The sequence below is a fragment of the Mycobacterium sp. MUNTM1 genome (assembly GCF_054660795.1).
In genome coordinates, this window is the sequence record NZ_BAAGDE010000029.1 from 21,244 (window position 1) to 46,435 (window position 25,192).

General features: G+C 69.2%; 23 protein-coding genes, 1 tRNA gene and 1 other RNA gene. 12 read left to right on the forward strand and 13 right to left on the reverse strand.

All coding sequences use genetic code 11. The features are described from left to right. Positions 1-147: 147 nt before the first annotated feature. The 4 genes from ACYQ8K_RS17335 to ACYQ8K_RS17350 all read right to left on the reverse strand — a co-directional run bounded on the left by ACYQ8K_RS17335 (position 148) and on the right by ACYQ8K_RS17350 (position 4,207). A complete protein-coding gene (locus ACYQ8K_RS17335) occupies positions 148-573 on the reverse strand; it encodes a hypothetical protein (RefSeq protein ID WP_459970906.1) in 426 nt (141 codons plus the stop codon). A 174-nt stretch (positions 574-747) separates the two neighbouring features. After that, entirely contained in the window at positions 748-1,899 is a 1,152-nt protein-coding gene (locus tag ACYQ8K_RS17340) for a DUF4185 domain-containing protein (RefSeq protein WP_459970833.1), read from the reverse strand. Between the two features lie 7 nt (positions 1,900-1,906). Then, positions 1,907-2,941 carry an aspartate-semialdehyde dehydrogenase gene (locus ACYQ8K_RS17345; protein WP_459970835.1) on the reverse strand — a complete coding sequence of 345 codons (1,035 nt, stop codon included), beginning with the start codon at positions 2,939-2,941 and terminating at the stop codon, positions 1,907-1,909. Next, a complete protein-coding gene (locus ACYQ8K_RS17350) occupies positions 2,942-4,207 on the reverse strand; it encodes an aspartate kinase (RefSeq protein ID WP_459970837.1) in 1,266 nt (421 codons plus the stop codon). A gap of 293 nt (positions 4,208-4,500) precedes the next feature. Between ACYQ8K_RS17350 and leuA the strand changes: the two genes are divergently transcribed. After that, complete coding sequence (gene leuA / locus ACYQ8K_RS17355) at positions 4,501-6,414, forward strand: 2-isopropylmalate synthase (protein ID WP_459970839.1); 1,914 nt, start codon at positions 4,501-4,503, stop codon at positions 6,412-6,414. On the opposite strand, the gene ACYQ8K_RS17360 is transcribed toward leuA, so the two are convergent. Then, the gene (locus tag ACYQ8K_RS17360; protein ID WP_459970840.1) at positions 6,415-7,407 is read right to left on the reverse strand and encodes a DEDDh family exonuclease; all 993 of its coding nucleotides are present in this window, start codon (positions 7,405-7,407) and stop codon (positions 6,415-6,417) included. It lies immediately after the preceding gene. 100 nt (positions 7,408-7,507) lie between these two features. Here ACYQ8K_RS17360 and ACYQ8K_RS17365 point away from each other — a divergent pair, with 100 nt between their 5' ends. From ACYQ8K_RS17365 to ACYQ8K_RS17375, 3 genes are all read left to right on the forward strand, one after another. Further along, entirely contained in the window at positions 7,508-8,737 is a 1,230-nt protein-coding gene (locus tag ACYQ8K_RS17365) for a MurT ligase domain-containing protein (RefSeq protein ID WP_459970842.1), read from the forward strand. A gap of 4 nt (positions 8,738-8,741) precedes the next feature. Continuing rightward, entirely contained in the window at positions 8,742-9,437 is a 696-nt protein-coding gene (locus ACYQ8K_RS17370) for a type 1 glutamine amidotransferase (RefSeq protein ID WP_459970908.1), read from the forward strand. Positions 9,438-9,530: 93 nt separating this feature from the next. After that, positions 9,531-10,850 (forward strand): MFS transporter, encoded by a 1,320-nt coding sequence (locus ACYQ8K_RS17375; RefSeq protein WP_459970909.1) that lies wholly within the window; start codon positions 9,531-9,533, stop codon positions 10,848-10,850. Between the two features lie 18 nt (positions 10,851-10,868). Here the strand turns inward: ACYQ8K_RS17375 and recR are convergent, their stop codons facing one another. Together recR and ACYQ8K_RS17385 are read right to left on the reverse strand one after the other, a co-directional pair. After that, positions 10,869-11,480, reverse strand: a complete 612-nt coding sequence (recR, locus tag ACYQ8K_RS17380; protein ID WP_459970844.1) for a recombination mediator RecR — start codon at positions 11,478-11,480, stop codon at positions 10,869-10,871. Positions 11,481-11,494: 14 nt separating this feature from the next. Next, positions 11,495-11,839, reverse strand: coding sequence for a YbaB/EbfC family nucleoid-associated protein (locus ACYQ8K_RS17385; RefSeq protein WP_007772122.1), 345 nt, complete (start codon positions 11,837-11,839; stop codon positions 11,495-11,497). 98 nt (positions 11,840-11,937) lie between these two features. On the opposite strand from ACYQ8K_RS17385, the gene ACYQ8K_RS17390 reads away from it, so the two are divergent. Beyond that, the gene (locus ACYQ8K_RS17390) at positions 11,938-12,699 is read left to right on the forward strand and encodes an Rv3717 family N-acetylmuramoyl-L-alanine amidase (protein WP_459970846.1); all 762 of its coding nucleotides are present in this window, start codon (positions 11,938-11,940) and stop codon (positions 12,697-12,699) included. Between the two features lies 1 nt (position 12,700). Here ACYQ8K_RS17390 and ACYQ8K_RS17395 read toward each other — a convergent pair whose 3' ends face one another. Further along, positions 12,701-13,138, reverse strand: a complete 438-nt coding sequence (locus ACYQ8K_RS17395) for an SRPBCC family protein (protein WP_459970848.1) — start codon at positions 13,136-13,138, stop codon at positions 12,701-12,703. Positions 13,139-13,220: 82 nt separating this feature from the next. Between ACYQ8K_RS17395 and ACYQ8K_RS17400 the strand changes: the two genes are divergently transcribed. Next, positions 13,221-14,612, forward strand: a complete 1,392-nt coding sequence (locus tag ACYQ8K_RS17400; protein WP_459970911.1) for an FAD-binding oxidoreductase — start codon at positions 13,221-13,223, stop codon at positions 14,610-14,612. Next, complete coding sequence (locus ACYQ8K_RS17405) at positions 14,609-15,919, forward strand: class I SAM-dependent methyltransferase (RefSeq protein WP_459970849.1); 1,311 nt, start codon at positions 14,609-14,611, stop codon at positions 15,917-15,919. The genes ACYQ8K_RS17400 and ACYQ8K_RS17405 overlap by 4 nt, the downstream gene beginning before the upstream one ends. A gap of 4 nt (positions 15,920-15,923) precedes the next feature. On the opposite strand, the gene ACYQ8K_RS17410 is transcribed toward ACYQ8K_RS17405, so the two are convergent. The 3 genes from ACYQ8K_RS17410 to ffs form a co-directional block, all read right to left on the reverse strand. Next, positions 15,924-17,783, reverse strand: a complete 1,860-nt coding sequence (locus tag ACYQ8K_RS17410; RefSeq protein ID WP_459970850.1) for a DNA polymerase III subunits gamma/tau — start codon at positions 17,781-17,783, stop codon at positions 15,924-15,926. 128 nt (positions 17,784-17,911) lie between these two features. Next, positions 17,912-19,195: an aminotransferase class I/II-fold pyridoxal phosphate-dependent enzyme gene (locus tag ACYQ8K_RS17415; RefSeq protein WP_459970913.1), complete on the reverse strand. Its 1,284-nt coding sequence runs from the start codon at positions 19,193-19,195 to the stop codon at positions 17,912-17,914. A gap of 85 nt (positions 19,196-19,280) precedes the next feature. After that, an RNA gene (ffs, locus tag ACYQ8K_RS17420) (signal recognition particle sRNA small type) lies at positions 19,281-19,377 on the reverse strand. A 76-nt stretch (positions 19,378-19,453) separates the two neighbouring features. Here ffs and ACYQ8K_RS17425 point away from each other — a divergent pair. Both ACYQ8K_RS17425 and ACYQ8K_RS17430 read left to right on the forward strand, forming a co-directional pair. After that, a tRNA-Ser gene (locus tag ACYQ8K_RS17425) sits at positions 19,454-19,542 on the forward strand. 89 nt (positions 19,543-19,631) lie between these two features. Continuing rightward, on the forward strand, positions 19,632-20,477 hold the full coding sequence (locus tag ACYQ8K_RS17430) for a hypothetical protein (protein ID WP_459970852.1): 846 nt from the start codon (positions 19,632-19,634) through the stop codon (positions 20,475-20,477). 157 nt (positions 20,478-20,634) lie between these two features. On the opposite strand, the gene ACYQ8K_RS17435 is transcribed toward ACYQ8K_RS17430, so the two are convergent. After that, the gene (locus ACYQ8K_RS17435; protein WP_459970853.1) at positions 20,635-21,015 is read right to left on the reverse strand and encodes a hypothetical protein; all 381 of its coding nucleotides are present in this window, start codon (positions 21,013-21,015) and stop codon (positions 20,635-20,637) included. 143 nt (positions 21,016-21,158) lie between these two features. On the opposite strand from ACYQ8K_RS17435, the gene ACYQ8K_RS17440 reads away from it, so the two are divergent. The 3 genes from ACYQ8K_RS17440 to ACYQ8K_RS17450 all read left to right on the forward strand — a co-directional run bounded on the left by ACYQ8K_RS17440 (position 21,159) and on the right by ACYQ8K_RS17450 (position 24,845). Next, positions 21,159-21,647 (forward strand): lipoprotein LpqH, encoded by a 489-nt coding sequence (locus ACYQ8K_RS17440; protein ID WP_459970855.1) that lies wholly within the window; start codon positions 21,159-21,161, stop codon positions 21,645-21,647. A gap of 97 nt (positions 21,648-21,744) precedes the next feature. After that, positions 21,745-23,463: a hypothetical protein gene (locus tag ACYQ8K_RS17445; protein ID WP_459970857.1), complete on the forward strand. Its 1,719-nt coding sequence runs from the start codon at positions 21,745-21,747 to the stop codon at positions 23,461-23,463. Continuing rightward, entirely contained in the window at positions 23,460-24,845 is a 1,386-nt protein-coding gene (locus ACYQ8K_RS17450) for a CHAT domain-containing protein (RefSeq protein ID WP_459970914.1), read from the forward strand. Before ACYQ8K_RS17445 ends, ACYQ8K_RS17450 begins: the two co-directional genes overlap by 4 nt. A gap of 3 nt (positions 24,846-24,848) precedes the next feature. On the opposite strand, the gene ACYQ8K_RS17455 is transcribed toward ACYQ8K_RS17450, so the two are convergent. Further along, a complete protein-coding gene (locus ACYQ8K_RS17455; RefSeq protein WP_459970916.1) occupies positions 24,849-25,187 on the reverse strand; it encodes a hypothetical protein in 339 nt (112 codons plus the stop codon). Between the last annotated feature and the right edge of the window lie 5 nt (positions 25,188-25,192).

Below are 25,192 nucleotides of genomic sequence, written 5' to 3' on the forward strand. Positions count from 1 at the left end.
AATCTCCCCCCGCGCTCCCTCGCAAACCCCGCCCTCAACTAAAAATTTTTTTTTACTCCCCCGGGGGGGTATCGCCGGGGGCCCCCCAAAATCCGGGGGCCCCCGGCGCGCGGGCTCCCCCCCGCGCCACTGGTTGACAACGGTTTTTCAGTTGGTCAGCACGATGATGCTCGGGACCTGACCCGTCGTGGCCGCGGAGTGGAAGACCGACGGCGGGAGTTGGCCCGGGGCCATGCCGCTGGGACGCACGCCCGACGGAGCCGGAGGAGTGGTGCTGGCTCCCGGACCGGTCTGTCCGCCCTGACCACCCTGACCGCCGGGTGCGCCCGGGCCGCCGAAGTTGCCGGGGCCGCCAGGACCGCGGTGGTGAACCATCGCGTGGTGGTGCTTGTGGTGGTGGCCGTGATGGCCGCCGCGGTGGCCGAGGATGAAGCCGGTGAAGAAGATGACCGCGACGATGAACACGATCCCGGCGACGATGGCGACCCACGCGGCGAGTTGGAAGACCCGCGGGGCCCGGTAGGCCGCCGCCGCTTCGGCGGCGACCGGTGCAGTGGCGGTGGAGTGCCGCACAGTGGGGGTTTCAGATGTTTCACTCATGAGACAAATGATGAAGCCGTTAACAGTAGTGGCGGCTATGCGCTACTTATGTAGCAGCTGTGAACTAAAGTCCCCGCTCAGCGGGTATATCGCCCCGCAAAAGTCCAGTGATCAGCGGCCCATGAGCACGCCTCGAAGCGGCGGGCCCTACTCGGGCCGGAACGGGTTGACCGCGAACTGGATGACGCGGTACGGCGCGGCCACCCGCGCGCGGGTGTCCCACTGGCTCACGAAGATCCGCAGCTCGTCGAGCGTGGACCCGGGCGAGATGTAGCCGCCGTACGGTTGCGCGAGGCGGTTGTCGTAGGGCGGCGGCAGGCTCTCCGCCGGATCCGGCCACTCGTCGTGTTGCACCACCGTGGTGACCGGCGCGTCGCCCAGGCCGGTCGGGTCGTTCGCCACCCGGACCTCCATGTTGCCGGTGACGGCGTTGAAATAGGACAGCACCGCCTTGCCGTCGATCTGCCGAATGCACATCTCGCCCACCGCGTCCGGCCACAGCGGCGTCGGCGGCTTGCCCCAGCCCCCGCCCGGGCCGGCGGCCCAGCCCTGCCAGCGCGACCGGTCGGTGAACGTCTGCGGCGTGGCCCGGTACAGCAGCACCGGGTCCCTGCGCGTGAAACTGTCGGCGACGATGTACACCCACCCGCTGGGCGAGTCCGGGGTGGGGATCGGGTCGTAATAGCCGCTGATCTGCGTCTGCGAGCCGCCCTGATACGACGCGGGCCGCTTGGATCCCGGGATCGTCTGCCAGCCCGCGCGCGCCGGCTCGGCGCTGACCAGGCGCGAGGTCTGCGGCTCGAGGTTCTTGGTCGTCGTCACCATCAGGTAGTTGCGCCGGTTGATCTGCACCACCCCGGCCGGCAGCTGCGAGGCCCCCGGCGGGGCGGGGTCGGCCAGCAGCGGATTGCTGATGCCGGTGACCCCGATGTAGCGCACCCCGCCCGGGTCGTCGACGGACGAGGTGTCGACGCGCAACGCGACCGGTGCGTACCAACCGCCGAACCCGACGCCCTGACCGGCGAAGCTGTCGCCGCACACCTGGAGCAACTCGGCGGGGAACTCGACGAACTCACACAGGTCGGTCGCGCCGATGCCGTAGTCCCCGGTCGGCGTGCCGGTTCCGGCGGTAGGACCGATCCGCAACACCTGACCGGGCGCCAGCGGCTGCAGCACCGGCTCGGGGGCCGGCGCCGCCGGATCGGCGTGCGCGACGCTGGGAAACCATTGCGGCACAACCAAACACACCGCGGCGAACAGTGAGCACCGCGCGATCAGGCGGGTGTGGGTGGTGCTCACCCGCTTGTCACAGCTGGGCGGCCAGCAGCTCGGCGATCTGGATGGTGTTGAGCGCAGCCCCCTTGCGCAGGTTGTCACCGGAGACGAACAGGGCCAGCCCGCGGCCGTCGGGCACCCCGGGGTCGTGCCGGATCCGGCCGACCAGGGATTCGTCGACGCCGGCGGCCGCCAACGGGGTGGGCACGTCGACCACCTTGACGCCGGGCGCCCTGTCGAGCAGTTCGCGGGCCCGCTCGGGTGACAGCGGCCGGGCGAATTCGGCGTTGATCGACAGCGAGTGCCCGGTGAACACCGGCACCCGCACGCAGGTGCCGCTGACGGCCAGGTCGGGTATGCCCAGGATCTTGCGGCTCTCGTGGCGCAGCTTCTGGTCCTCGTCGGTCTCACCCGAGTCGTCGTCCACCAGGGAGCCGGCCAGCGGCACCACATTGAACGCGATCGGCGCCACGTAGGTCTTGGGCGCCGGGAACGGCAGCGCCCGGCCGTCCTGCACCAGCTGTTCGGCGCCGTCGATGACCGCGCGCGCCTGGGTGGCCAGCTCCTCGACCCCGGCGATCCCGCTGCCGGACACCGCCTGATAGCTGGACACCACCAGGCGTTGCAGCCCGGCTTCCTCGTGCAGCACCTTGAGCACCGGCATCGCGGCCATGGTGGTGCAGTTCGGGTTGGCGATGATGCCCTTCGGCCGGTTGGCGGCATCCCTGTCGAAATTGACCTCGGACACCACCAGCGGCACTTCGGGGTCCTTGCGCCAGGCCGACGAGTTGTCGATCACCGTCACCCCGGCCGCGGCGAACCGCGGGGCCTGCACCAGCGACATCGTCTTGCCGGCGGAGAACAACGCGATGTCCAGGCCGCTCGGGTCGGCCGTCGCGGCGTCTTCGACCTCGATCTCCTGGCCGCGGAATTCCAGCTTGCGGCCCTGCGAGCGCGACGATGCGAAGAACCGCACCGAGGTCGCGGGGAAGTCCCGCTCGTCGAGCAACCTGCGCATCACCTGGCCAACCTGGCCGGTGGCGCCCACAACTCCGATGGCAACCATCTACCTACCCGTCCCCGCATACACCGTGGCCGACTCCGCACCGCCAAGCCCGAACGCCTCGTGCAACGCCACGACGGCCTTGTCTAGTTCGGTATCGCGGCACAGCACCGAGATGCGGATCTCTGAGGTGGAGATCAGCTCGATGTTGACGCCGACCTCGGCCAGGGCCTCACAGAAGGTGGCGGTGACCCCGGGGTGGCTGCGCATGCCCGCCCCGATCAGCGACACCTTGCCGATGTGGTCGTCGTAGAGCAGCTGGCTGAACCCGATCTCTTCCTTGAGCGCGTCCAGCTTGGCCACCGCGGTGGGCCCGCTGTCGCGCGAGCAGGTGAACGTGATGTCGGTCTTGCCGTCCTCGACCTTGGACACGTTCTGCAGCACCATGTCGATGTTCACATCGGCGTCGGCGAGCGCGCGGAAGACGCGGGCGGCGTACCCGGGGATGTCGGGAATGGCGACGACGGTCACCTTGGCCTCGCTGCGGTCGTGCGCGACTCCGGTCAGGATGGGGTCTTCCATGGCTATGTCCTTGATCGATCCGACGACGACGGTGCCCGGGTTCTCCGAATACGAGGATCGGACGTGCACCGGAATGCCATAGCGGCGTGCATATTCCACGCAGCGCAGCATCAAAACCTTGGCGCCGCAAGCCGCCATCTCGAGCATCTCTTCGAAGGTGACCGTGTCCAGCTTGCGGGCGTTGTGCACGATCCTCGGGTCGGCGCTGAAGATGCCGTCGACGTCGGTGTAGATCTCGCAGACGTCCGCACGCAGCGCCGCGGCCAGGGCCACCGCCGTGGTGTCGGAACCGCCGCGGCCCAGCGTGGTCACGTCCCGGGTGTCCTGGCTGACGCCCTGGAATCCGGCCACCAGCACGATGCGTCCCTCGTCGAGCGCGGTCTGCAGCCGCCCCGGCGTGACGTCGATGATCTTGGCGTTGCCGTGCGTGCCGGTGGTGATCACCCCGGCCTGGGACCCGGTGAACGAGCGCGCCTGCGCACCCAGCGATTCGATGGCCATGGCGACCAGCGCGTTGGAGATGCGCTCACCGGCGGTCAGCAGCATGTCGAGTTCCCGCGGCGGCGGGGCCGGGCACACCTGCTGGGCCAGATCCATCAGGTCATCGGTGGTGTCGCCCATCGCGGAGACGACGACGACCACGTCGTTGCCCTGCTTCTTGGTAGCGACGATGCGCTCGGCCACCCGCCGGATCCGGTCGGCGTTCGCCACTGAGGATCCGCCGTACTTCTGCACGACGAGCGCCACGATTTTTCCTGCCTCTCCGGCCCAGCGCACTTCAATTTCGGGAATAAGTCCACAACAGAATACGTGCCACCGCATGGTGATTTACGTCGCGATACCTGGATCCCCGGCCTGCGCATTCGCTCCGGTCCCAGCGGCATTTTTACCGGGACGCCAAAAGCGGTAAAGTGCGAGACGTGCAGCGGGTGCTCCTCCTCGGACGCCGCGACGGGGTCTGATCCAGACCGGCTTCCCGTCGCGGGTGTTCGCGATGCGCCGGTCTGAAGTTCCCTTCTGAAACCCCCGGAGCAATCACCGTGACTTCCAATCCCGACGCATTCAGCTCGACACGAACCATCATCCAGCCGGCGGGCCCGCCGGGCCCCGGACAGCCCGCGTGGAACCCGCAGCGGGGCTCGTCGATGCCGGTCAACCGGTACCGGCCCTTCGCCGAAGAGGTCGAGCCCATCCGGCTGACCGACCGCACCTGGCCCGACCGCGTCATCTCTCACGCGCCGCTGTGGTGTGCGGTCGATCTGCGCGACGGCAACCAGGCGCTGATCGACCCCATGAGCCCGGCACGCAAGCGCCGCATGTTCGATCTGCTGGTCCGCATGGGCTACAAGGAGATCGAGGTCGGATTCCCGTCGGCCAGCCAGACCGACTACGACTTCGTCCGCGAGATCATCACCGACGGCGCCATCCCCGACGACGTCACCATCCAGGTGCTGACCCAGTGCCGGCCCGAGCTGATCGAGCGCACCTTCGAGGCGTGCGACGGCGCGCCGCAGGCCATCGTGCACTTCTACAACTCGACGTCAATCCTGCAGCGCCGCGTCGTTTTTCGCGCGGACCGGGCCGCGGTGCAAGCTATCGCGACCGACGGCGCGCGTAAGTGCGTGGAGGAGGCGGCCAAGCACCCGGGCACCCGGTGGCGGTTCGAGTATTCGCCGGAGTCCTACACCGGCACCGAGCTCGGATACGCCAAGCAGGTGTGCGACGCCGTCGGCGAGATCATCGCGCCGACGCCGGACAACCCGATCATCTTCAACCTGCCCGCCACCGTGGAGATGGCCACCCCCAACGTCTACGCCGACTCTATCGAGTGGATGAGCCGCAACCTGGCCAACCGGGAGTCGGTGATCCTGAGCCTGCATCCACACAACGACCGCGGAACCGCCGTCGCCGCAGCGGAATTGGGCTACCAGGCCGGCGCCGACCGCATCGAGGGCTGCCTGTTCGGCAACGGCGAACGGACCGGCAACGTCTGCCTGGTGACGCTGGGGCTGAACCTGTTCTCCCGGGGCGTGGACCCGCAGATCGACTTCTCCAATATCGACGAGATCCGCCGCACGGTGGAGTACTGCAACCAGCTGCCGGTGCACGAGCGTCACCCCTACGGCGGTGATCTGGTCTACACCGCGTTCTCCGGCAGCCACCAGGACGCCATCAACAAGGGCCTGGACCAGATGAAGGTCGACGCGGATGCCGCCGACACCGACGTCGAGGACATGCTCTGGCAGGTGCCGTATCTGCCGATCGACCCCAAGGACGTCGGGCGCACTTACGAGGCGGTGATCCGGGTCAACTCGCAGTCCGGCAAGGGCGGGGTCGCCTACATCATGAAGGCCGATCATGGCCTGGCCTTGCCGCGACGGCTGCAGATCGAGTTCTCCCAGGTGGTGCAGAAGATCAGCGAAGGGGAAGGCGGCGAGGTCAGTCCCAAGGAGATGTGGGACGCCTTCTCCGAGGAGTACCTGGCCCCCGCGTCTCCGCTGGAGCGGATCAAGCAGCGCGTCGACGCCTCAGAGGAAGACACCGGCGTCACCCGCATCACGGCGACCGTCAAGGTCAACGGGGCGGAGACCGAGATCAGCGGGCAGGGCAACGGCCCCCTGGCCGCGTTCGTTCACGCGCTGGGCAGCGTCGGTTTCGACGTGGCCGTCCTGGACTACTCCGAGCACGCCATGAGCGCCGGCGACGACGCGCAGGCCGCCGCCTACGTGGAGGCCTCGGTGTCGATCGCGAGCGCGGCGCAGCCGGGCGAAGCGGGTCGGCACCCGTCAGGCCCGGTGTCGATCGCGAGCGCGGCGCAGCCGGGCGAAGCGGGTCGGCACCCATCAGGCCCGGTGGGTGCCCGCACGGTATGGGGCGTCGGCATCGCGCCGTCGATCACCTCCGCGTCGCTGCGCGCGGTCGTGTCGGCGGTCAACCGCGCCGCCCGCGGCTGATCAGAACAGCGCCAGCTGCTGGTCCAGCGTGCTGGCGTCGGTGAATTCGTCCATGCTGGTGCCGCCGATGACGGCGCGGACGCAGTCCATGAACTGCGCGTCGGAGATCACCGGCACCCCCAGCTGCCGGGCCAAATAGCCCTTGCCGTGCTCGGGGGCCGGGTCGTTGCAGACCACCAGCGAGGTCTCCCGGTCGACGACGTCGGTGTAGGCCAGCCCGGCGTGCAGGATGCGCTCCACGAGTTCCTCGTGGGTGCGGCCTACCTCGGCGGCCAGGGCCACCCGCATGCCCTGCACCAGCGGCCGGCCGCCGACGTAGGGGCCCGGGTTGAGATACGGGCAGGGCATCCGCGACGCCAGCACCTTCAGCGGCCGCAGCTCGTCGTGGGTGACGCGGCCGTTCGGCCAGCGGCGGCGGGTCACCGGGTGGATCGGCAGCCAGATGTCGCCCGCGCGGGCCAGCTTGAGCGCCGACGCCAGCACCCCGGTCAGCACCATCGCGTCGTCGAAGGCGTCGTGCGGCCGCTCCTGGGTGACGCCCCAGTGCGCGGCGAGCGTCTCCAACCGCAGGTTCTCGACGCCGAGGTCCAGCCGCCGGGCCAGCTCGACGGTGCACATGACGCTGTCGACGGGCAGTTCGGTCTCGGCCAGTTCTGCCTCGGCGGCCAGAAACGCGTAGTCGAACGCCACGTTGTGGGCCACCAAGGTGCGGCCGCGCAGCACCTCGGCCACGTCGCCGACGATGTCGGCGAACTGGGGCTGGTCTTCCAGCATGGCGGCGGTCAGGCCGTGCACGTGGGTGGGACCGGGGTCCACGCCGGGGTTGAGCAGGCTCACCACCGAGTGCTCGACGTTGCCGTCGGCGTCCAGGCCGAGCGCCGCAACGCTGATGATCCGCGCCTGCCCCGGCCGAAAGCCCGAGGTCTCGACATCGACGACGGCCCACCCGGCGTCCGGCTCGCTGGCCGGCCGACCCCAGGACACCCCGCTCATGCACTGAGGATGGCACGGCCGACCGACATCATCCGGCCGCTGCGCGCCGTGTCGGCTCGCGAATTGGATGGCTTCGGCGGCGCACCTTTAAACTTCCCGGGTGGTTACCACCCGCGCCCGTCTGGCGCTCGCCGCAGGAGCGAGCGCCCGCTGGGCCTCGCGGGTGACCGGACGCGGGGCCGGGGCGATGATCGGCGGCCTGATCGCAATGACGCTGGACCGCTCGGTCCTGCGGCAACTCGCCGCCGGCCGGCGCACCGTCATCGTCACCGGCACCAACGGCAAGTCCACCACCACCCGGATGACGTCGGCGGCGCTGGCCACGCTGGGCGGGGTGGCCACCAACGCCGAGGGCGCCAACATGGACGCCGGCCTGGTCGCCGCGCTGGCCGGCAACCGCGACGCACCACTGGCGGCCCTGGAAGTCGACGAAATGCACGTCCCGCACGTTTCCGACGCCGTCGAACCCAGCGTCGTCGTGCTGCTCAACCTGTCGCGCGACCAGTTGGACCGGGTCGGCGAGATCAACGTCATCGAACGGACCCTGCGCGCCGGCCTGGCCCGCCACCCGAAGGCGGTCGTCGTGGCCAACTGCGACGACGTGCTGATGACGTCGGCGGCCTACGACAGCCCGCACGTGGTGTGGGTGGCCGCGGGCGGTTCGTGGTCCAACGACTCGGTCAGCTGCCCGCGCAGCGGCGAGATCATCGTCCGCGACCGGGGCCACTGGTATTCCACGGGCGCGGATTTCAAACGGCCCAGCCCGCAATGGTGGTTCGACGACGACGCCCTCTACGGGCCCGACGGCCTGGTACTGCCGATGCGGCTGGCCCTGCCCGGCGCCGTCAACCGGGGCAACGCCGCCCAGGCCGTCGCGGCCGCGGTCGCGCTGGGCGCCGATCCTGCTAAGGCGGTCGCGGCCGTGTCGACGGTCGACGAGGTCGCGGGACGTTATCGGACCGTCCGCGTCGGTGCGCACGAGGTGCGCATCCTGCTGGCGAAGAACCCGGCCGGCTGGCAGGAGGCGCTGTCGATGGTGGACAAGCATGCGGCCGGGGTGGTCATCTCGGTCAACGGCCAGGTGCCCGACGGCGAGGACCTGTCGTGGCTGTGGGATGTGCGGTTCGAGCACTTCGAGGAGACCGAAGTGGTGGCCGCCGGGGAGCGCGGCACCGACCTCGCGGTGCGGCTGGGCTACGCGGGCGTCGAGCACACCCTGGTGCACGACACCGTCACCGCGATCGCGTCGTGCCCGCCCGGGCGGGTGGAGGTCGTCGCCAACTACACCGCGTTCCTGCAACTGCAACGAGCGTTGACGCGCCATGGCTGACTCGGTGGTGCGGATCGGGCTGGTGCTGCCCGACGTGATGGGGACCTACGGCGACGGCGGCAACGCCCTGGTGCTGCGGCAGCGACTCCGGCAGCGCGGCATCGCCGCCGAGATCGTCGAGATCACGTTGGCCGACCCGGTGCCCGAGTCGTTGGACCTGTACACGCTGGGCGGGGCCGAGGACTACGCGCAGCGGCTGGCCACCCGGCACCTGATCAAACACCCGGGCCTGCAGCGCGCCGCCGAGCGGGGTGCCCCGGTGCTGGCGATCTGCGCGGCCGTGCAGGTGCTCGGGCACTGGTATGAGACGTCGGCCGGGGAACGCGTCGACGGCGTGGGCATGCTGGACGCGACGACGTCGCCGCAGGCGGCGCGCACCATCGGCGAGCTGGCGACCAAGCCGCTGCTGGCGGGCCTGACCGAGCGTCTCACCGGTTTCGAGAATCACCGCGGCGGCACCGTGCTGGGGCCGGCGGCGTCGCCGCTGGGCACGGTGGTCAAGGGCGCTGGCAACCGGTCCGGCGACGGCTTCGACGGGGTGGTGCAGGGCAGCGTGATCGCGACCTACATGCACGGGCCGTGCCTGGCCCGCAACCCGCAACTGGCCGACCTGCTGCTCAGTACGGTGGTCGGTGAGCTGCCGCCGCTGCCCATGCCGGAGGTGGAACTGCTGCGCCGCGAACGGCTGGCAGCTCGCTAGGAGTTCCACGCAGCAAAGTTATGGGTACGCGACGTCACAATGAGCATCCGACGCGGCGGCGCAGGCACTGATTTGGGGGACACCGATTCGTCGATGCGCCGGGACACCCTGGCGACTGCCATCGGCAACTTCATGGAGTGGTACGACTTCGGCGTCTACGGCTACATCGCGACCACCATCGCGCAGGTCTTCTATCCGGGCAATAGCGTCAGCGCGGTCCATCTCATCGCCACCTTCAGCACGCTCGCGGCGGCCTACGTGGTGCGCCCGCTCGGCGGGTTCGTCCTCGGCCCCCTCGGTGACCGCGTCGGGCGCAAGCGGGTCCTGGTGATCACGATCCTGCTGATGGCGGTGGGGACCACCATGACCGGCCTACTGCCCGGCTACGCCACCATCGGCCTCTGGGCGCCGATCCTGCTGCTGGTCGCCCGCGTGTTTCAGGGGTTGTCCACCGGCGGCGAGTTCGTCGGCGCGATGACCTATCTCGTCGAGCGGGCCCCGGACCGCAAGCGCGGCAGGATGGTCGGGTTCCTGCCGCTGGGCAACCTGGTCGGATTCGTGCTCGCCGGGTTGCTGGTGACCGGTTTACAGGCCTGGCTGCCGAGCCACGACATGCTGGCGTGGGGCTGGCGGGTTCCGCTGTTGCTGGGAGCGCCCTTCGGCGTCGTCGCACTCTATCTGCGGCTGCGGATCGAGGAGTCACCCGCCTACAAACAGGTGAGCAGCGACCCGGATGCGCCGGCCGGCCGCGGCCGGCAGCAATTTCGGCGCACGGTGCTCGAGCAGTGGCGGCCGATGCTGGTCTGCGCGGCCATCGTGGTGACCTCACAGGTCCCCGACTTCATGCTCACCGGCTACTTGCCGACATACCTCAAAGTGGTTGTGCACGTGGGTAACACGGCCAGCCTGATCATTATCGTGGCGACGTTGGCGATCCTGATGGCCGCGGTGGTGTTCGTCGCCATGTTGTCCGACCGGATCGGCGTCAAACCGATCATGTGGACGGGCTGCGGATTGCTCGTTCTGGCGTCGGTCCCTGCCTTCTTGCTGATGCGCTTCGGTGGCGTCCTCCCGTTGATCTTCCTCGGCGTGCTGCTGGTCGGGCTGATGGAACTGTGTTTCGACGGGACCACCCCCCAAGCCCTGCCGGCGCTGTTCCCGACCCGGGTGCGCAACGGGGCGCTGGCCATCTCGTACAACATCGCGCTGTCGACCGTCGGCGGAACCACCCCGGTGATCGCGCAGGCGCTGATATCCGGCACCGGCAGCGCCATGGTGCCGGCCTACATGCTGATCTTCGCGGGCTTGGTGGGGACGGTCACCCTTCGATTCATGCCGGAAGTCGCCGGCAAGCCCCTGCCGGGATCTGCACCCGCCGTCGAAAGCGAGGCCGGCGAGCTGGCCGGCGCGTGAAAGTTCGGGACCGGCGCCTCAGACCATGGCCCGGCGGCCGGCGAGCGCGCGACCAAGCGTCAGTTCATCGGCGAACTCCAGGTCACCGCCCATCGGCAGCCCCGACGCGATCCGCGTTACGGTCAGGCCGGGGATGTCGCGCAGCATCCGCACCAGGTAGGTGGCCGTGGCCTCGCCCTCGGTGTTCGGGTCGGTGGCGATGATCACCTCGGTGATGTCGACGTCGTCGACCCGCTCCCCGATCCGGCTCAGCAGCTCGCGGATCCGCAGCTGGTCGGGCCCCACCCCGGACAACGGATCGAGCGCACCGCCCAGCACGTGATAGCGGCCGCGGAATTCGCGGGTGCGCTCGACGGCCTGGACGTCCTTGGGTTCCTCGACGACGCACACCTGCGAGCCGTCCCGGCGGGAATCCGCGCAGATCCGGCACCGCTCGTTGTCGGAGACGTTGCCGCACACCGCACAGAACCGCACGCCGTCGCGGACCTTCGCCAGCACCGCGGTCAGCCGGTCGATGTCGGCCGGTTCCACCGACAACAGGTGGAAGGCAATCCGCTGCGCGCTTTTGGGCCCGATGCCCGGCAGCTTGCCGAGCTCGTCGATCAGATCCTGGACGGGTCCTTCGAACATGTCGGTCGCGGAGCCTAAAGCCCCTGCGCCGGCGCGGGCGGTTGCCCCGGCGGCGGGCCGAAGCCGCCGGCCAGCGACCCCAGCCGTTCCTGGGCCATCCGGGTGACCTGCTTGGACGCGTCGCCCATGGCGCCGACGATCAGGTCCTGCAGGGTCTCGACGTCCGACGGGTCGACGACGGAGGGATCGATCTTCACCGCGACCACCTCGCCGCTGCCCTTCACGACGACGCTGACCAAGCCTCCACCGGCCTGACCATGCACCTCAGCGTTCGCCAGTTGCTGCTGGGCCTCCATGAGCTTCTGCTGCATCTGCTGCGCCTGGGCCAGCAGCGCCGACATATCGCCTCCGGGTTGCATGACAATCCCCTCGCATCTTGGTCTCGAGTTGGTTTCGCTCGTGAGTCTCCGGCGATTCGAAACCCCCAGCGTAGACCGCGCGGCGTTAGCTTTGCGCCGTGGACCTACGACTGAGCAGACGTGTCGGGATCAAATTGGCGGTCGGCGCGCTCGTCGCCGCTTCGACGGCGATCATGCCGACCGCGACGGCGGTCCCATCCAACATCGCCGGCATGGTGGTTTTCATCGATCCGGGCCACAACGGCTCCAACGACGGCTCGATCAACCGTCAGGTGCCCACGGGTCGCGGCGGCACCAAGGACTGCCAGACCAGCGGAACGGCGACCAACACCGGTTACCAGGAACACACCTTCACCTGGGACACCGCACTGCGGGTGCGCGCCGAGTTGAGCGCCCTGGGGGTGCGCACAGCGCTGTCCCGGGCCAACGACAACGGCCTGGGGCCCTGTGTCGACGAACGCGCGAACGCAGCCAACGCGCTGCGCCCCAACGCGATCCTGTCCATCCACGCCGACGGCGGCCCGCCGTCCGGCCGGGGATTCCACGTCAACTACTCGGCCCCGCCGCTCAACCAGGTGCAGGCGGGCCCGTCAGTGCAGTACGCGCGGATCATGCGCGACCAGATGCAGGGCTCGGGGATCCCGCCGGCCAACTACATCGGTCAGAACGGCCTTTACGGCCGCTCGGACCTGACCGGCCTGAACCTGGCGCAGTACCCGTCGATCCTGGTCGAATGCGGCAACATGAAAAACCCCGCCGATTCGGCGCTGATGGAGTCGGCCGAGGGCCGGCAGAAGTACGCCGACGCGCTGGTCCGCGGGGTCGCGGGCTTCCTCGCCTCGCAGGGCCAGGCGCGCTAGTTCAGCTCTCCAGTTCCTTCTTCAGGTTGGCCAGCACCTCGCCCTGAATCCTCTTGAGCCCCAAGGGCGCAAAGGTCTTCTCGAAGAAGCCCTTCACGCCGCCGGCGCCGGTCCAGGTGGTCTTCACGGTGACGCTGGAGCCGGGCCCGGCGGGAGCGACCGTCCAGTTGATAACCATGGTCGAGTTCGCGTCCTTCTCGATGACGGTGTGCCCGGCGACGTCGACGTTGACCTGCACGTCGCGCACGCGTGATTTGGTGGCCTGCAGCTTCCACTTGGCCACCGTGCCCGCCCCCTGCCCGCCCTGCAGTACCTGGTATTCGCTGTACTGCGGGGACAGAATTTTCGGACGGACGCTCTGATAGTCCGCGACGGCGGCAAGGGTTGCCGCGGGCTCCGCGTTGATCAAGATGGTGCTCTCTGCGCTCACCTGTCCCAAGGCGACCCCTCCTCATGAAGATTTTCCCCGGTGCCGGCCCTTTCGACGGGTGCACGGGCTGTTGTCGAAGACTAGGGTATATCTGGTGCCTGTCCTTGGATCTGCACTCTCGGCCCACAAGTCCGCCGTCGACCGGATGCTGGCAAGTTATCGATCCATTCCCGCCACGTCCGCCGTCCGGCTGGCCAAGCCGACGTCAAATCTGTTCCGCGCCCGCGCCAAACGCGATGCACCCGGTCTGGACACGTCCGGGCTGACCGGTGTCCTGAGCGTGGATCCCGAAACCCGCACCGCCGACGTCGCGGGTATGTGCACGTATGCGGACCTGGTCGCCGCGACACTGCCGTACGGTCTTTCGCCGCTGGTCGTCCCGCAGCTGAAGACCATCACCCTGGGCGGCGCGGTCAGCGGACTGGGCATCGAGTCGGCGTCGTTCCGCAACGGCCTGCCGCATGAATCGGTGCTGGAGATGGACATCCTCACCGGCGCTGGCGATTTGCTCACCGCCTCGCACACCCAGCATTCCGACCTGTTCCGCGCCTTTCCGAATTCCTATGGCACGCTTGGGTATTCGACCCGGCTGCGGATCGAGCTGGAATCCGTCGCGCCGTTCGTGGCGCTGCGGCACATCCGATTCCACGCGTTGCCGGATCTGGTCGCGGCGATGGAACGCATCGTCGACACCGGCGGGCAGGGCGGGACGCCGGTCGACTATCTCGACGGCGTGGTCTTCAGCGCCGACGAAAGCTACCTGTGCGTGGGCCGGCGAACCACCACGCCCGGCCCGGTGAGCGATTACACCGGCCGCGACATCTACTACCAGTCCATCCGGCATGACGGCCCGGGCGCCGAAGCCATCAAGGATGACCGGCTGACCATGAACGACTACTTCTGGCGGTGGGACACCGACTGGTTCTGGTGCTCACGCGCATTCGGCGTGCAGAACCCACGGCTGCGGCGCTGGTGGCCGCGACGCTACCGCCGCAGCAGCGTCTACTCGAAGCTGATCGCCATGGACCGCCGCTTCGGGCTGTCCGACCGCATCGAGGCCCGAAACGGCCGGCCGCCGCGCGAGCGGGTGGTGCAAGACGTCGAGGTGCCGGTCGAACGCACCTGCGACTTCCTGGAATGGTTCCTGGATAACGTGCCCATCACGCCAATCTGGTTGTGCCCGTTACGTTTACGCGACCGCCAGGGCTGGCCGCTGTACCCGATGCGGCCGGATCACACCTACGTCAACGTCGGATTCTGGTCGTCGGTGCCGGCCGGCGCCAGCGAGGGCGCCACCAACCGGATGATCGAGGCAAAGGTGGGCGAGCTCGACGGCCACAAGTCGCTGTATTCGGACTCCTTCTACTCCCGCGAGGACTTCGACGAGTTGTACGGCGGCGAGGCCTACAACACGGTCAAGAAGACCTACGACCCCGACTCTCGATTACTCGACCTCTACGCGAAGGCGGTGCAACGGCGATGACGACGACCAAAGAACCCCACCGCTCACCGACCGGCAAACTGAGCATGGCGGAGATCCTGGAGGTCTTCGCCGCGACCGGGCGACATCCGCTGAAGTTCACCGCCTACGACGGCAGCACGGCCGGAAGCGAAGACGCCGAACTGGGCCTGGACCTCCGGACGCCTCGCGGAGCCACCTACCTGGCCACCGCGCCCGGCGAACTCGGCCTGGCCCGCGCCTACGTGGCGGGCGACCTGCAGGCCTACGGCGTGCATCCGGGCGACCCGTACCGACTGCTCAAGACGCTGACCGACCGGGTGCAGTTCAAGCGGCCACCGGCCCGGGTGCTGGCCAACGTCGTCCGTTCGATGGGCCTGGAGCGGCTGGTGCCGGTGCCGCCACCACCGCAGGAAACCCGGCCCCGGTGGCGCCGGGTCGCCGACGGGATGATGCACACCAAGACCCGCGACGCGGAGGCCATCCATCACCACTACGACGTCTCCAACACCTTCTACGAGCTGGTGTTGGGCCCGTCGATGACCTATACCTGCGCGGTGTATCCCGACCCCGAAGCGACGCTGGAGGATGCGCAGCAGAACAAGTACCGGCTGATCTTCGAGAAGTTGCGGCTACGGCCGGGCGACCGGCTGCTCGACGTCGGCTGCGGCTGGGGTGGCATGGTGCGCTACGCCGCGCGCCGCGGTGTCCGGGCGATCGGCGCCACCCTGTCGGCCGAGCAGGCGAAGTGGGCGCAGCGCGCGATCGCCGACGAGGGACTGGCGGAGCTGGCCGAGGTGCGGCACTCCGACTACCGCGACGTGGGCGAGGTGCAGTTCGACGCCGTCTCCTCGATCGGGCTGACCGAGCACATCGGCGTCAAGAATTACCCGGCCTACTTCGGCTTCTTGAAGTCGAAGCTGCGCACCGGCGGTCTGCTGCTCAACCACTGCATCACCCGTCACGACAACACCTCGACCTCGTTCGCCGGCGGGTTCACCGATCGCTACGTCTTCCCGGACGGGGAGCTGACCGGCTCGGGCCGCATCACCTGCGCGATCCAGGATGCGGGCTTCGAGGTGCTGCACGCGGAGAACTTCCGCCATCACTACGCGATGACGCTGCGCGATTGGTGCCACAACCTGGTCGAGCACTGGGACGTGGCGGTCGCCGAGGTAGGCCTGCCGACCGCCAAGGTGTGGGGCCTGTACATGGCGGCATCGCGGGTTGCGTTCGAGCAGAACAACCTTCAGCTCCACCACGTGCTGGCGGCCAACCCCGACGCGCGGGGCGACGACGACCTGCCGCTGCGGCCGTGGTGGACGGCCTGACCCGCTAGCCGTTGTCGATGCGGCGGGCGCCCAGCTCGCTCTGCAGCAATTCGAGCGCGACCTCTTCGGGGTCGCGGCGCGGCGCCGAGGGCTCGTCGCGGACGGCCTCGGCGAGCATGTGTTCCTCTTCGTCGCGGCGCACGGAGTCCACGTCGGGCGCGGGTTCGGCCACGTTCGACGCCGGGCCCGCTCCCGCGGCGACGGGCGGGGGTGGCGCGGCGGCCGTCGGTGCACCGGCCTCACAGCGCACCCGCCAATTGACGCCCAGCGCGTCTTTGAGCGCTTCGGCGATGACGTCGGTGTTGCGCTGTTCGCAGAGCCGCTTGGCCAGCGGCGCCGATTCATGGCTCAGCACCAACGTGTTGCCCTCGATGGCCCGCACGGTCGCCCCGGCCAGCATCACCTCCGTGGTGCGGCTGCGCTGACGCACCTTTTCACGCACCGTGGGCCACATGCTGCGCACCGCGGCGGTGTTAAGTTCGCCTGGGGCAGAGGCTGTTTCGGCCGCCGGCGCGGCGACGGGTGTGGGCGCGGCGACGGGTGTGGGCGGCTCGGGTTCTGGCTTGGGCTCGGGTTTGGGGTCGGGTTTCGGTTCGGCCTTGGCGGCGGCGGCCGCGGAAGGCCGGGTGAACCGGACGGGCGGCTCGGGTTCGGCCGGTGCGGGCGCGCTGCGCGGCGCCCCGGCGGGGGCTACGGAGCCGGGGATGGACATGTCCAGCCGGGTCTCGATCCGCTCGACGCGCTGCAGCAGCGCCGATTCGGTGTCGCTGGCCGAGGGCAGCAGCAGTCGCGCACACACGACCTCGAGCAGCAGACGCGGCGCCGTCGCACCGCGCATCTCGCCCAGCCCCGCCTGTACCACCTCGGCGTAGCGGGTCAGGGTCGCCGGGCCGATCCGGGTCGCCTGCTCCCGCATCCGCTCCAGCACGTCCTCCGGCGCGTCCACCACGCCGCGGCTGGCCGCGTCCGGCACGGCCTGCAGCAGGATCAGGTCGCGGAACCGCTCGAGCAGATCGGTGGCGAACCGCCGTGGGTCATGCCCGGCATCGATCACCGACTCCACCGCACCGAACAGCGCCGCGGCGTCGGCGGCGGCGAGGGCGTCCACGGCGTCGTCGATCAGCGCCATGTCGGTGGCCCCGAGCAGGCCGAGCGCCCGCTGATAGGTCACGTGCCCGCCCTCGGCGCCGGCAACCAGCTGATCCAGCACCGACAGGGTGTCGCGGGGCGAACCGCCGCCGGCGCGGATCACGAGCGGGTAGACGGCGTCGTCGACGACGACGCCCTCCTGCTCGCAGATCCGCCCGATCAGCGAGCGCATAGTCTTCGGCGGCAACAACCGGAACGGATAGTGATGCGTGCGCGACCGGATCGTCGGCAGCACCTTCTCCGGTTCGGTGGTGGCGAAGATGAAGATGAGGTGTTCGGGGGGCTCCTCGACGATCTTCAGCAGCGCGTTGAACCCCGCGGTGGTCACCATGTGCGCCTCGTCGACGATGAACACCCGGTAGCGCGACTGGGCCGGCGCGTAGAACGCGCGGTCGCGCAGTTCGCGGGTGTCGTCCACACCGCCGTGGCTGGCGGCGTCGAGCTCGACCACGTCGATGCTGCCCGGCGCGTTGGGCGCCAGCGCCACGCAGGAGTCGCAGACCCCGCACGGGTTGGCCGTCGGGCCCTGGGCGCAGTTCAGCGAGCGCGCCAGGATGCGCGCCGAGGAGGTCTTCCCGCAGCCGCGCGGACCCGAGAACAGATACGCGTGGTTGATCCGTCCGGCTTCCAGGGCGATCGACAGTGGTTCGGTGACGTGCTCCTGCCCCACCACTTCGGCGAAGGTTGCCGGACGGTACTTGCGGTAGAGGGCCACGGTCAGCAGGCTACCGGCGCGCGGTGACTACCGTCGCGCTGGCATCCAGTGTGCGTCAGCGGCTTCAAGTGTGCGGGTAGGGCGCGATTCCGCCGATTTCCCGCCGTCAGTACACAGTCGACGCGTGCTCAAACTCGTTGGGACGCCAGCAGCGATTCCGACGCCGCCAGCAACGCGCAGGTGGCCAGCCCGTCGACGGCGTCGCGCAGGTCCGGCAGCGACGGGAAGGTCGGCGCGATCCGGATGTTGGTGTCCCGCGGATCCTTCCGGTACGGGAACGACGCACCCGCCTCGGTGACCGCGATGCCGGCGTCCTTGGCCAGCGCGACGGTCCGCTTCGCCGTGCCGGGCAGCACGTCGAGGCTGATGAAGTAGCCGCCCTTGGGGTCGGTCCACGAGGCGATCTTGGAGTCGCTGAGCCGCTGATCGAGGATCTCGGCGGCCAGCGCGAACTTCGGCGCCAGGATCTGCTGGTGCTTCAGCATGTGCAGCCGCACCCCGTCGGCGTCGCGGAAGAAGCGCAGGTGCCGCAGCTGGTTGACCTTGTCGGGCCCGATCGATTTCTTCCCCGCGTATTGCAGGTACCAGGCGATGTTGCCCAGCGATCCGCCCAGGAAGCTCACGCCGGCGCCGGCGAAGGTGATCTTCGAGGTGGACGCGAACACGTAGGGCCGATGCGGATTGCCGGCCGCGGAGGCCAGGCCGAGCACATCGACCTGCCGGATGAAATCATGCGTCAGGGTGTGCACCGCGTACGCGTTGTCCCAGAACAGCCGGAAGTCGGGCGCCGCGGTCCGCATCTGCACCAGCCGCAGGACGTTGTCCCAGGAGTAGGTGACCCCGGTGGGGTTGCCGAACACCGGCACCGTCCACATGCCCTTGATGGCCGGGTCGGCGGCGACGAGCTCTTCGATCAGGTCGACATCCGGCCCGTCGGACAGCATCGGGACGGGGATCATCTCGATGCCCATCGTCTCGGTGATGGCGAAGTGCCGGTCGTAGCCGGGCGCCGGGCACAGGAACTTGACGCTCGGTTCGTCCTTCCAGGGCCGTTGCGAGTCCACGCCGCCGTACAACATCGAGAAGGCGACCAGGTCGTGCATCAGTTCCAGGCTGGAGTTGTTGCCCGCGATCAGGTTCTGCACCGGGATGCCGAGCAGTTCCCCGAAGATGGCCCGCAGCTCGGGCAGGCCGTGCAGGCCGCCGTAGTTGCGGGTGTCGGTGCCCTCGCTGTCGCGGAAGTCGTCGCCGGGCAGGCTCAGTAGCTGGTTGGACAGGTCGAGCTGGGCGGGGGCGGGTTTGCCGCGGGTCAGGTCCAGCGCGAGCTTCTTGGCCTGCAGGTCGGCGTAATCCTGTTGGTGACGAGCGTGTACGCCGGCAAGTTCGTCCGGGCTGAGGGACTCCAACGACACCATGGACCCTTTCGCTGTCGAAGGCGGGAAACCAGTCGCGATCGCATGCGCGGCGGAGCCGGGCGAAGCGGGTCGCCACTCATGGAGATAGGGGACCCCGCGCACCCGACAGAGCCCATTGACCCTTGCTGCCTTCCGGCCCTGGGGGAGTTCACAGGATAGACGCCGCGCGGGGTCCAGCGACGAGTCTAATACCTGCCCCGGAGTCGACGACGAGCAACTGGCGGGGGCCATCGGGGCCTCGGTTACCATGGCCACGGAGGATTCGCCTAGTGGCCTATGGCGCTCGCCTGGAACGCGGGTTGGGTTAACAGCCCTCGCGGGTTCAAATCCCGCATCCTCCGCCATTCGTCCGCCAAGCGGACACGTACGAATTGATATGGATTCGGGTCGGCCGCCTTTAGGCTGGCGTGAAATCACCAGCACGAGGAGGGGTATGGGGCGCAAGGTCGCCATCCCGTGGCACGCGTCATTTTCGATCGCTGCCGGCTTCCTCTACTTCTTCTTCGTGCTGCCCCGCTGGCCCGAGCTGATGGGCGACACCGCGCACACGTTGGGAACGGCGATGCGCATCGTGACGGGTGCGCTGGTCGCGCTCGCGGCGCTGCCCGTGGTGTTCACCCTGCTGCGCACCCGCAAGCCCGAGTTGGGGACGCCGCAGCTGGCCCTGTCCATCAGGATCTGGTCGATAGTGGCCCACGTGTTGGCCGGGGTGCTGATCATCGGCACGGCGATCAGCGAGATCTGGTTGAGCCTGGACGCCGCCGGACGGTGGTTGTTCGGCATCTACGGCGCGGCCGCCGCGATCGCGTTGCTCGGAATTTTCGCCTTCTACCTCTCGTTCGTCGCCGAGCTGCCCCCGCCGCCGCCCAAACCGATCAAGCCGAAGAAGCCCAAGGAGCGTCGCGTGCGGCGCAAGAAGGGTGCCGCGGCCGAAGCCGACGAAACGGAAGAAGCCGAAGAGGCGGAGACCGCCGCGGCTGATGCCGCAGCGGCCGAAGACACCGACGAAGCCGAGCAGGCCGAGCCGGCGGTGACCGCCGGTGAAGTCAGCGCCGAAACCGCCGAAGCCGAGGCGGCACCGGAGCCAGCGACCGAGGCGGCACCGGAGCCGAGGACCGAGGTGGCGGCCGCCGAGGACACCGAGGAAGCCGGCGACGAGGGCGACGAGGCGAAGGCCAAGTTGCGCAACCGGCGCCCGACCGGCAAGGGATCGCATCGCATGCGGCGCAGGCGCACGCGGGCCGGCGTGGCCGTCGACGAAAACGCGGACGAAGACTAGTCAGCGGCGCCGCAGCCAGGTCCGACGCCTCCGCCACGGCCACCTCGATCAGCTTGTCGAGCAGCTCGAACGTCCTGCGCGTTGACCGCACCCGACGACAGGGTCAGCACCTGCACGGTTCCCTCGGTGCCGACGTCGATCATGGTGATTCCTGCGATCAGCGCCGCGCCACCGCGAGGACCACGGGAATGTCCGTGTTCTCGTCGGTGTGATAGCTCGCACAGACGCGGTGGTAGCCGTCGGCGATCTGCAACGGAACCCCGGCGATGAAGTCGCCGCGCACCAGCAGGATGGGCGACAGGGGCAGACCCTTCTCGATCTTGGTCAGGTCCGCCGCGACATGCGGGTTGTCCGCCGGCAGGAGGCCCAGCTGCGCCGCCCGCAGGATGTCTTTGGCCTTTTTGTGCGTCACGGTGCCGGACTTCAGCTTTTTGATCACCTTCTTCACGGTCTGCCCGTCCGCAAGCATGGCGAGATAGTCCGCTGCCGCCGGAAAGTCATGGGCCTCAGGCTTTTCCAGCCATTTCACGCTGAGCATCGCGTTCCTCCCTGTGCCGGCTCCGACATCGACGCAGCCTACCGGCTCGGTCCCGCGAAATTTGGGATCGGTAGCAGCCGGGGCGGCCTGTACTTGCGCCAGGACGACGCCATCGGGGCGGCGCACAACGGAAGGAACCACAAGTGAAACGTCTTCTCGCAGCTGCGATTGGGACCCTGGCCGCCGCGGCCTCAGTGACCCTGGTGGGATGCTCGGGCGGCAGCCACCCGGCCGCACCGGCGTCGAGCACCGCGCCCAGCGCCTCCACGGGCACCAACGCGCAGGTCAAGGTGGGCGGTACGGACTTGGCCGGCGTCAACCCGGCCTCGGTGACCTGTGTGCGGACCGGCGGCAAGATCGACATCGGCAGCGGCTCCACGGGCGGCGCCCAGCAGGCGCTGGCCGTCGTGATGACCGACGAAGCCAACCCGAAGGTCCAGTCGGTGGCCCTCGTTGTCGACGGCAACGCCCTGGCGGTCACCGACAACATGGGCGCGAAGGTGGGTTCGGCCAGCGTCGCGGTCGATGGCACGACCTACACCATCACCGGTCAGGCGCAGGGCGCCGACATGAAGAACCCGATGGCGGGAATGATCACCAAGGACTTCACCATCAAGGTGTCCTGCGGCTGATCGGTTGCGGCCCTCGAGCGGCGGACGTGCCTCACTCACGCGTCCGCCGCTCGCGGTTTGGCCAACCCGACACCGCCCCCGGACTTATGATGCAGCCGTGTCGATCCCGGACGAATTGGAGAAGGCGCGTCGGATGGTGTTCGCCGCCGATGAGGCCGGGGCGAGCGCCCTGCTGCTCTCGTTGATGCCGCGGATCGAGCGCGACGACCGCGACGACCTGATGCTGGAAGCCCTTGCGCAGCTTGGTGACATCTACCTCGCGCGCGGGTCACACGACGGCGTCCGCGAATCCGTCCGGCGCATTCGGGACTGCGTGGGGATCTACGCCGGCATCGGCGCGGGCGCGACCGCCGAGCGGGTGCAGATGTCCGACACCGAGATCGCACACATGATCTCCCGATACTCGCGACGCGCCCAGTTCCTGCAGATGGGTCTGGCCGCCGCGCTAGGTGATCACGAAGGCGCGGCGGTGGAGCTGGAGGCGTTGTGCGACAACGACTCCGGCCCCGGTGACCTCGCCGACGAGCACCGGTACCTGTGCGCCCATGCGCGCGTCCTGTGCGCCATCGCGCTGTGCGACGACGACCTGCACATCCGGTCAGCCCCGTTGTGGGAGAAGGTACTTGAGGACGTCGAGCGTGCCGGCGGCAGCGCAGAGCGTGCCGACCACCTGTGGATCACCGCCGCGACCGGGTACGGCAGGTTCTGCGTGGAGACCGGACGGTTGGCGGAAGCCGAGCCGTGGCTGCGTCGCGCCGAAGCGCGGGCACAGGCCCGCGGGTGGGAACTGGCCGCAGCCAGAGCGCAATTGGAGCGGGCCGCGGCGCGGTGGGCGGCCAACGACCATGCCGGCACCGAGGAGCTGATCGGGCAGGCCTATCCGGTCATCGCCCGTCATGACCGGGCCCACGACATCGCCCGGTGCTGGCTGTACATGGGACTGACCCGGCTGGGGAGCGGCGCCCTGGAGGCCGCCGACGAATGCTGGGAACACGCCGAACGGCACTGGCGGGAATTGGGAAAGCCGCTGCATCTGCACCGTATCCTGCTGCAGCGCAGCTGGATCGCCATCTTCTGGAGCCACTTCTCCGACGCGGTCGAACTGATCGCGCAAGCCCGCGAACTGCTGGACTCCTCGCCGCGCAGCAGCTGGCTGCAGTACGCCCAGCTCGATAATCACCTCGGAACCGTCTGGCGCGCGGACGCTTTGGCGGACCTCGGTTTTGACAGCTCGGGTGACCCCGACGAGACCCTGGCAGAAACCGAGGCGCGCCAGGCCGACGGGCTCGGCATCCTGCGCGGCGAGGTCGGCACGCCGGAGTACTGGCGCGGAATGGCCAAGCTCGAGCAGGCCGCCGAGCTCAAAGTGCCGGCCGCCCTGGCGGTCGACTCGGTGCGATATTCGATCGCCGACGCAGACGCCAGGGCCCGCTGGGCCACCGGCATTGCGGCGCCCATCCTGGCCGGCGCCTTCGCCGTCGCCTGGGAGTGGGAGAACAATGCGCTGATCAGTGAGCTCGTCGAATACCACAGCGCGCGAGGGACTTTCGAGGGCCTGCAACGACCGCGGATCGGCGACTGGGCGTCGACGGCCATTGCGTCGGTGCCCATCGACGCCGACGCGGAACCCACCGCGCTGGCCGCCGCCGGCCCGCCTGCCGCAGGCCGCGCGTCGCTGACCAGGCTGGGCCCGCTGCCGCCGTTGCGAATGCAGCCCGAGGCGGGGCCGATCCTGAGTCACTATCGTGCGCTGGCTTTGCAGCGATACGGGCGGAATGTCACCGCGGACGAGCCTGCCTGGTCGACGTGGCCGTGAACCAGCCCGACCGCCTGACCCTGGTGTTGCGGTACGCCGACCTCGGGATCGCGACGTACGCCAGCCTGCGGATCGTCGGACAGCCGTCGAGGACCGTCACCTGGGTACTGGAAGAGCCGCTGCTGCTGGCCGCGCTGCAGGAGCTCACCGCCGCCCTGCCCGAGCCGCACGGCGCCGAAACGCGGCGTGATGCCATCGAACGTGCCCTGGCCACCGGACCATTCGCCAAGCCGGACACTGAACTCACCGTCGCCTACGTCCTCGGTGTGCTGCTGATCGGCACGTCCGGGTGGCAGCTCTTGGCCGAATGCGTGGCCTCGCCGCGGGCGGTGCTGTTCGTCTCGCCGAGCGCACGGCTGGCCCGGGTGCCGTGGGGGCTGCTGGCGGTCCCCAAGTCGGGCCCCAGCAAGGAGGAATTGGTGCGTGCGCGCCAGGACGCGATCACCGCCAGCGGCCGCGCCGCGGCCCAAATCCCTTGGCAGCTGGACAATATCGACGCGCTCACCGACGGTCATCGGCTGATGGAGCTGGTCGACGTGCTGATGGCGGTGCCGCCCAACATCGTGCACTCGCCGCGAGCTCCCGCCGGCTGGTGCGCCCGGCGAGAAGGGCCGCCGCTGCTGGTTCTCGATCCTCGCGTGCCGGGTCAGCGACCGGACTCGGCGCTCGGTTCGGTGCTGGGCAGGCCCTCGCCGGACACGCCGGTGGCGCGGCATTTTGCCGGGCTCATCGAACGGCGCCCCGTGCTGCCGCGCGCCGACACCGTGCTCGACCTGTTCCGCCGCCAAGACGCCGACCGAGCGTGGCTGGGCGAGCTGCTCGCGCACACCCCGTGCCGGTTGTTCTACGTCGGCCACGCGAGTTCGGCGGACGACCCACACGACCGGGGAACTCGGGCGGACCGTGCGGCCCTGCACCTGGCCGACACCGCGGCTATCCCCGGGGATGCCGACGCGATCGGCGATCACCGCCCCTTGACCGCCTCGGACCTGATGGTCCTTCGGTTGCCGATGCCGCCACGCGTGGCGCTGCTGGCATGCGGATCGGGTGGTGACTATCAATTCGACGAGGCGACCGGCTTGGTGGCGGCGATGATCCTGAACGGCGCGCAACTGGTGACCGCGACCTTGTGGTCGCTGCCGACGACGGCGGCGCATCGGCAATTCGCCGCGTCGTCCGGCGCACCGGACCAGGAGCCGGCCGATCCGATGGCAGAGCTGGTCGCCGCCGTGGACGGCGCGCAAGACGCCGCGCGGGAGGCAGGATGCGCGGTGAATCGTTGGCAGCGCGAACAGATGCGGCGCTGGCGTGACGGGGATCTCAACGCCAGCCCACTGTATTGGGCCGCCCTGGCCACGTTCGCCGTGGACGGCGAACGATAGCCTTCACAGCGACGCCACCCAGGCCGCGTGCACGGCCAGCACGTCGTCGGGCAGCGAAAGCTCCTCGCGGGCGCTCGGATCGAAGGCCACCAGCACGACCAGGCCCGGCCGCAGCATGGACAGGTCCAGACCGCCGTCGCAACGCGCCAGCTTGCCGATGAACGTCTCCCCCGAGACGGCCACCACCTCGATGAAAACCTGACGCTTGACCTTACGCACGGTGCCGACCCCGACGGTGCGGTTCCCGGGGTCCTTGCGGCGGGCGGACCTGAGCCATTCGGTCAGCAGCAACAGCCTGTTCATGCGATCAGCGTCGGCCCGCACACCGGCTACCGAACCCAACTTTA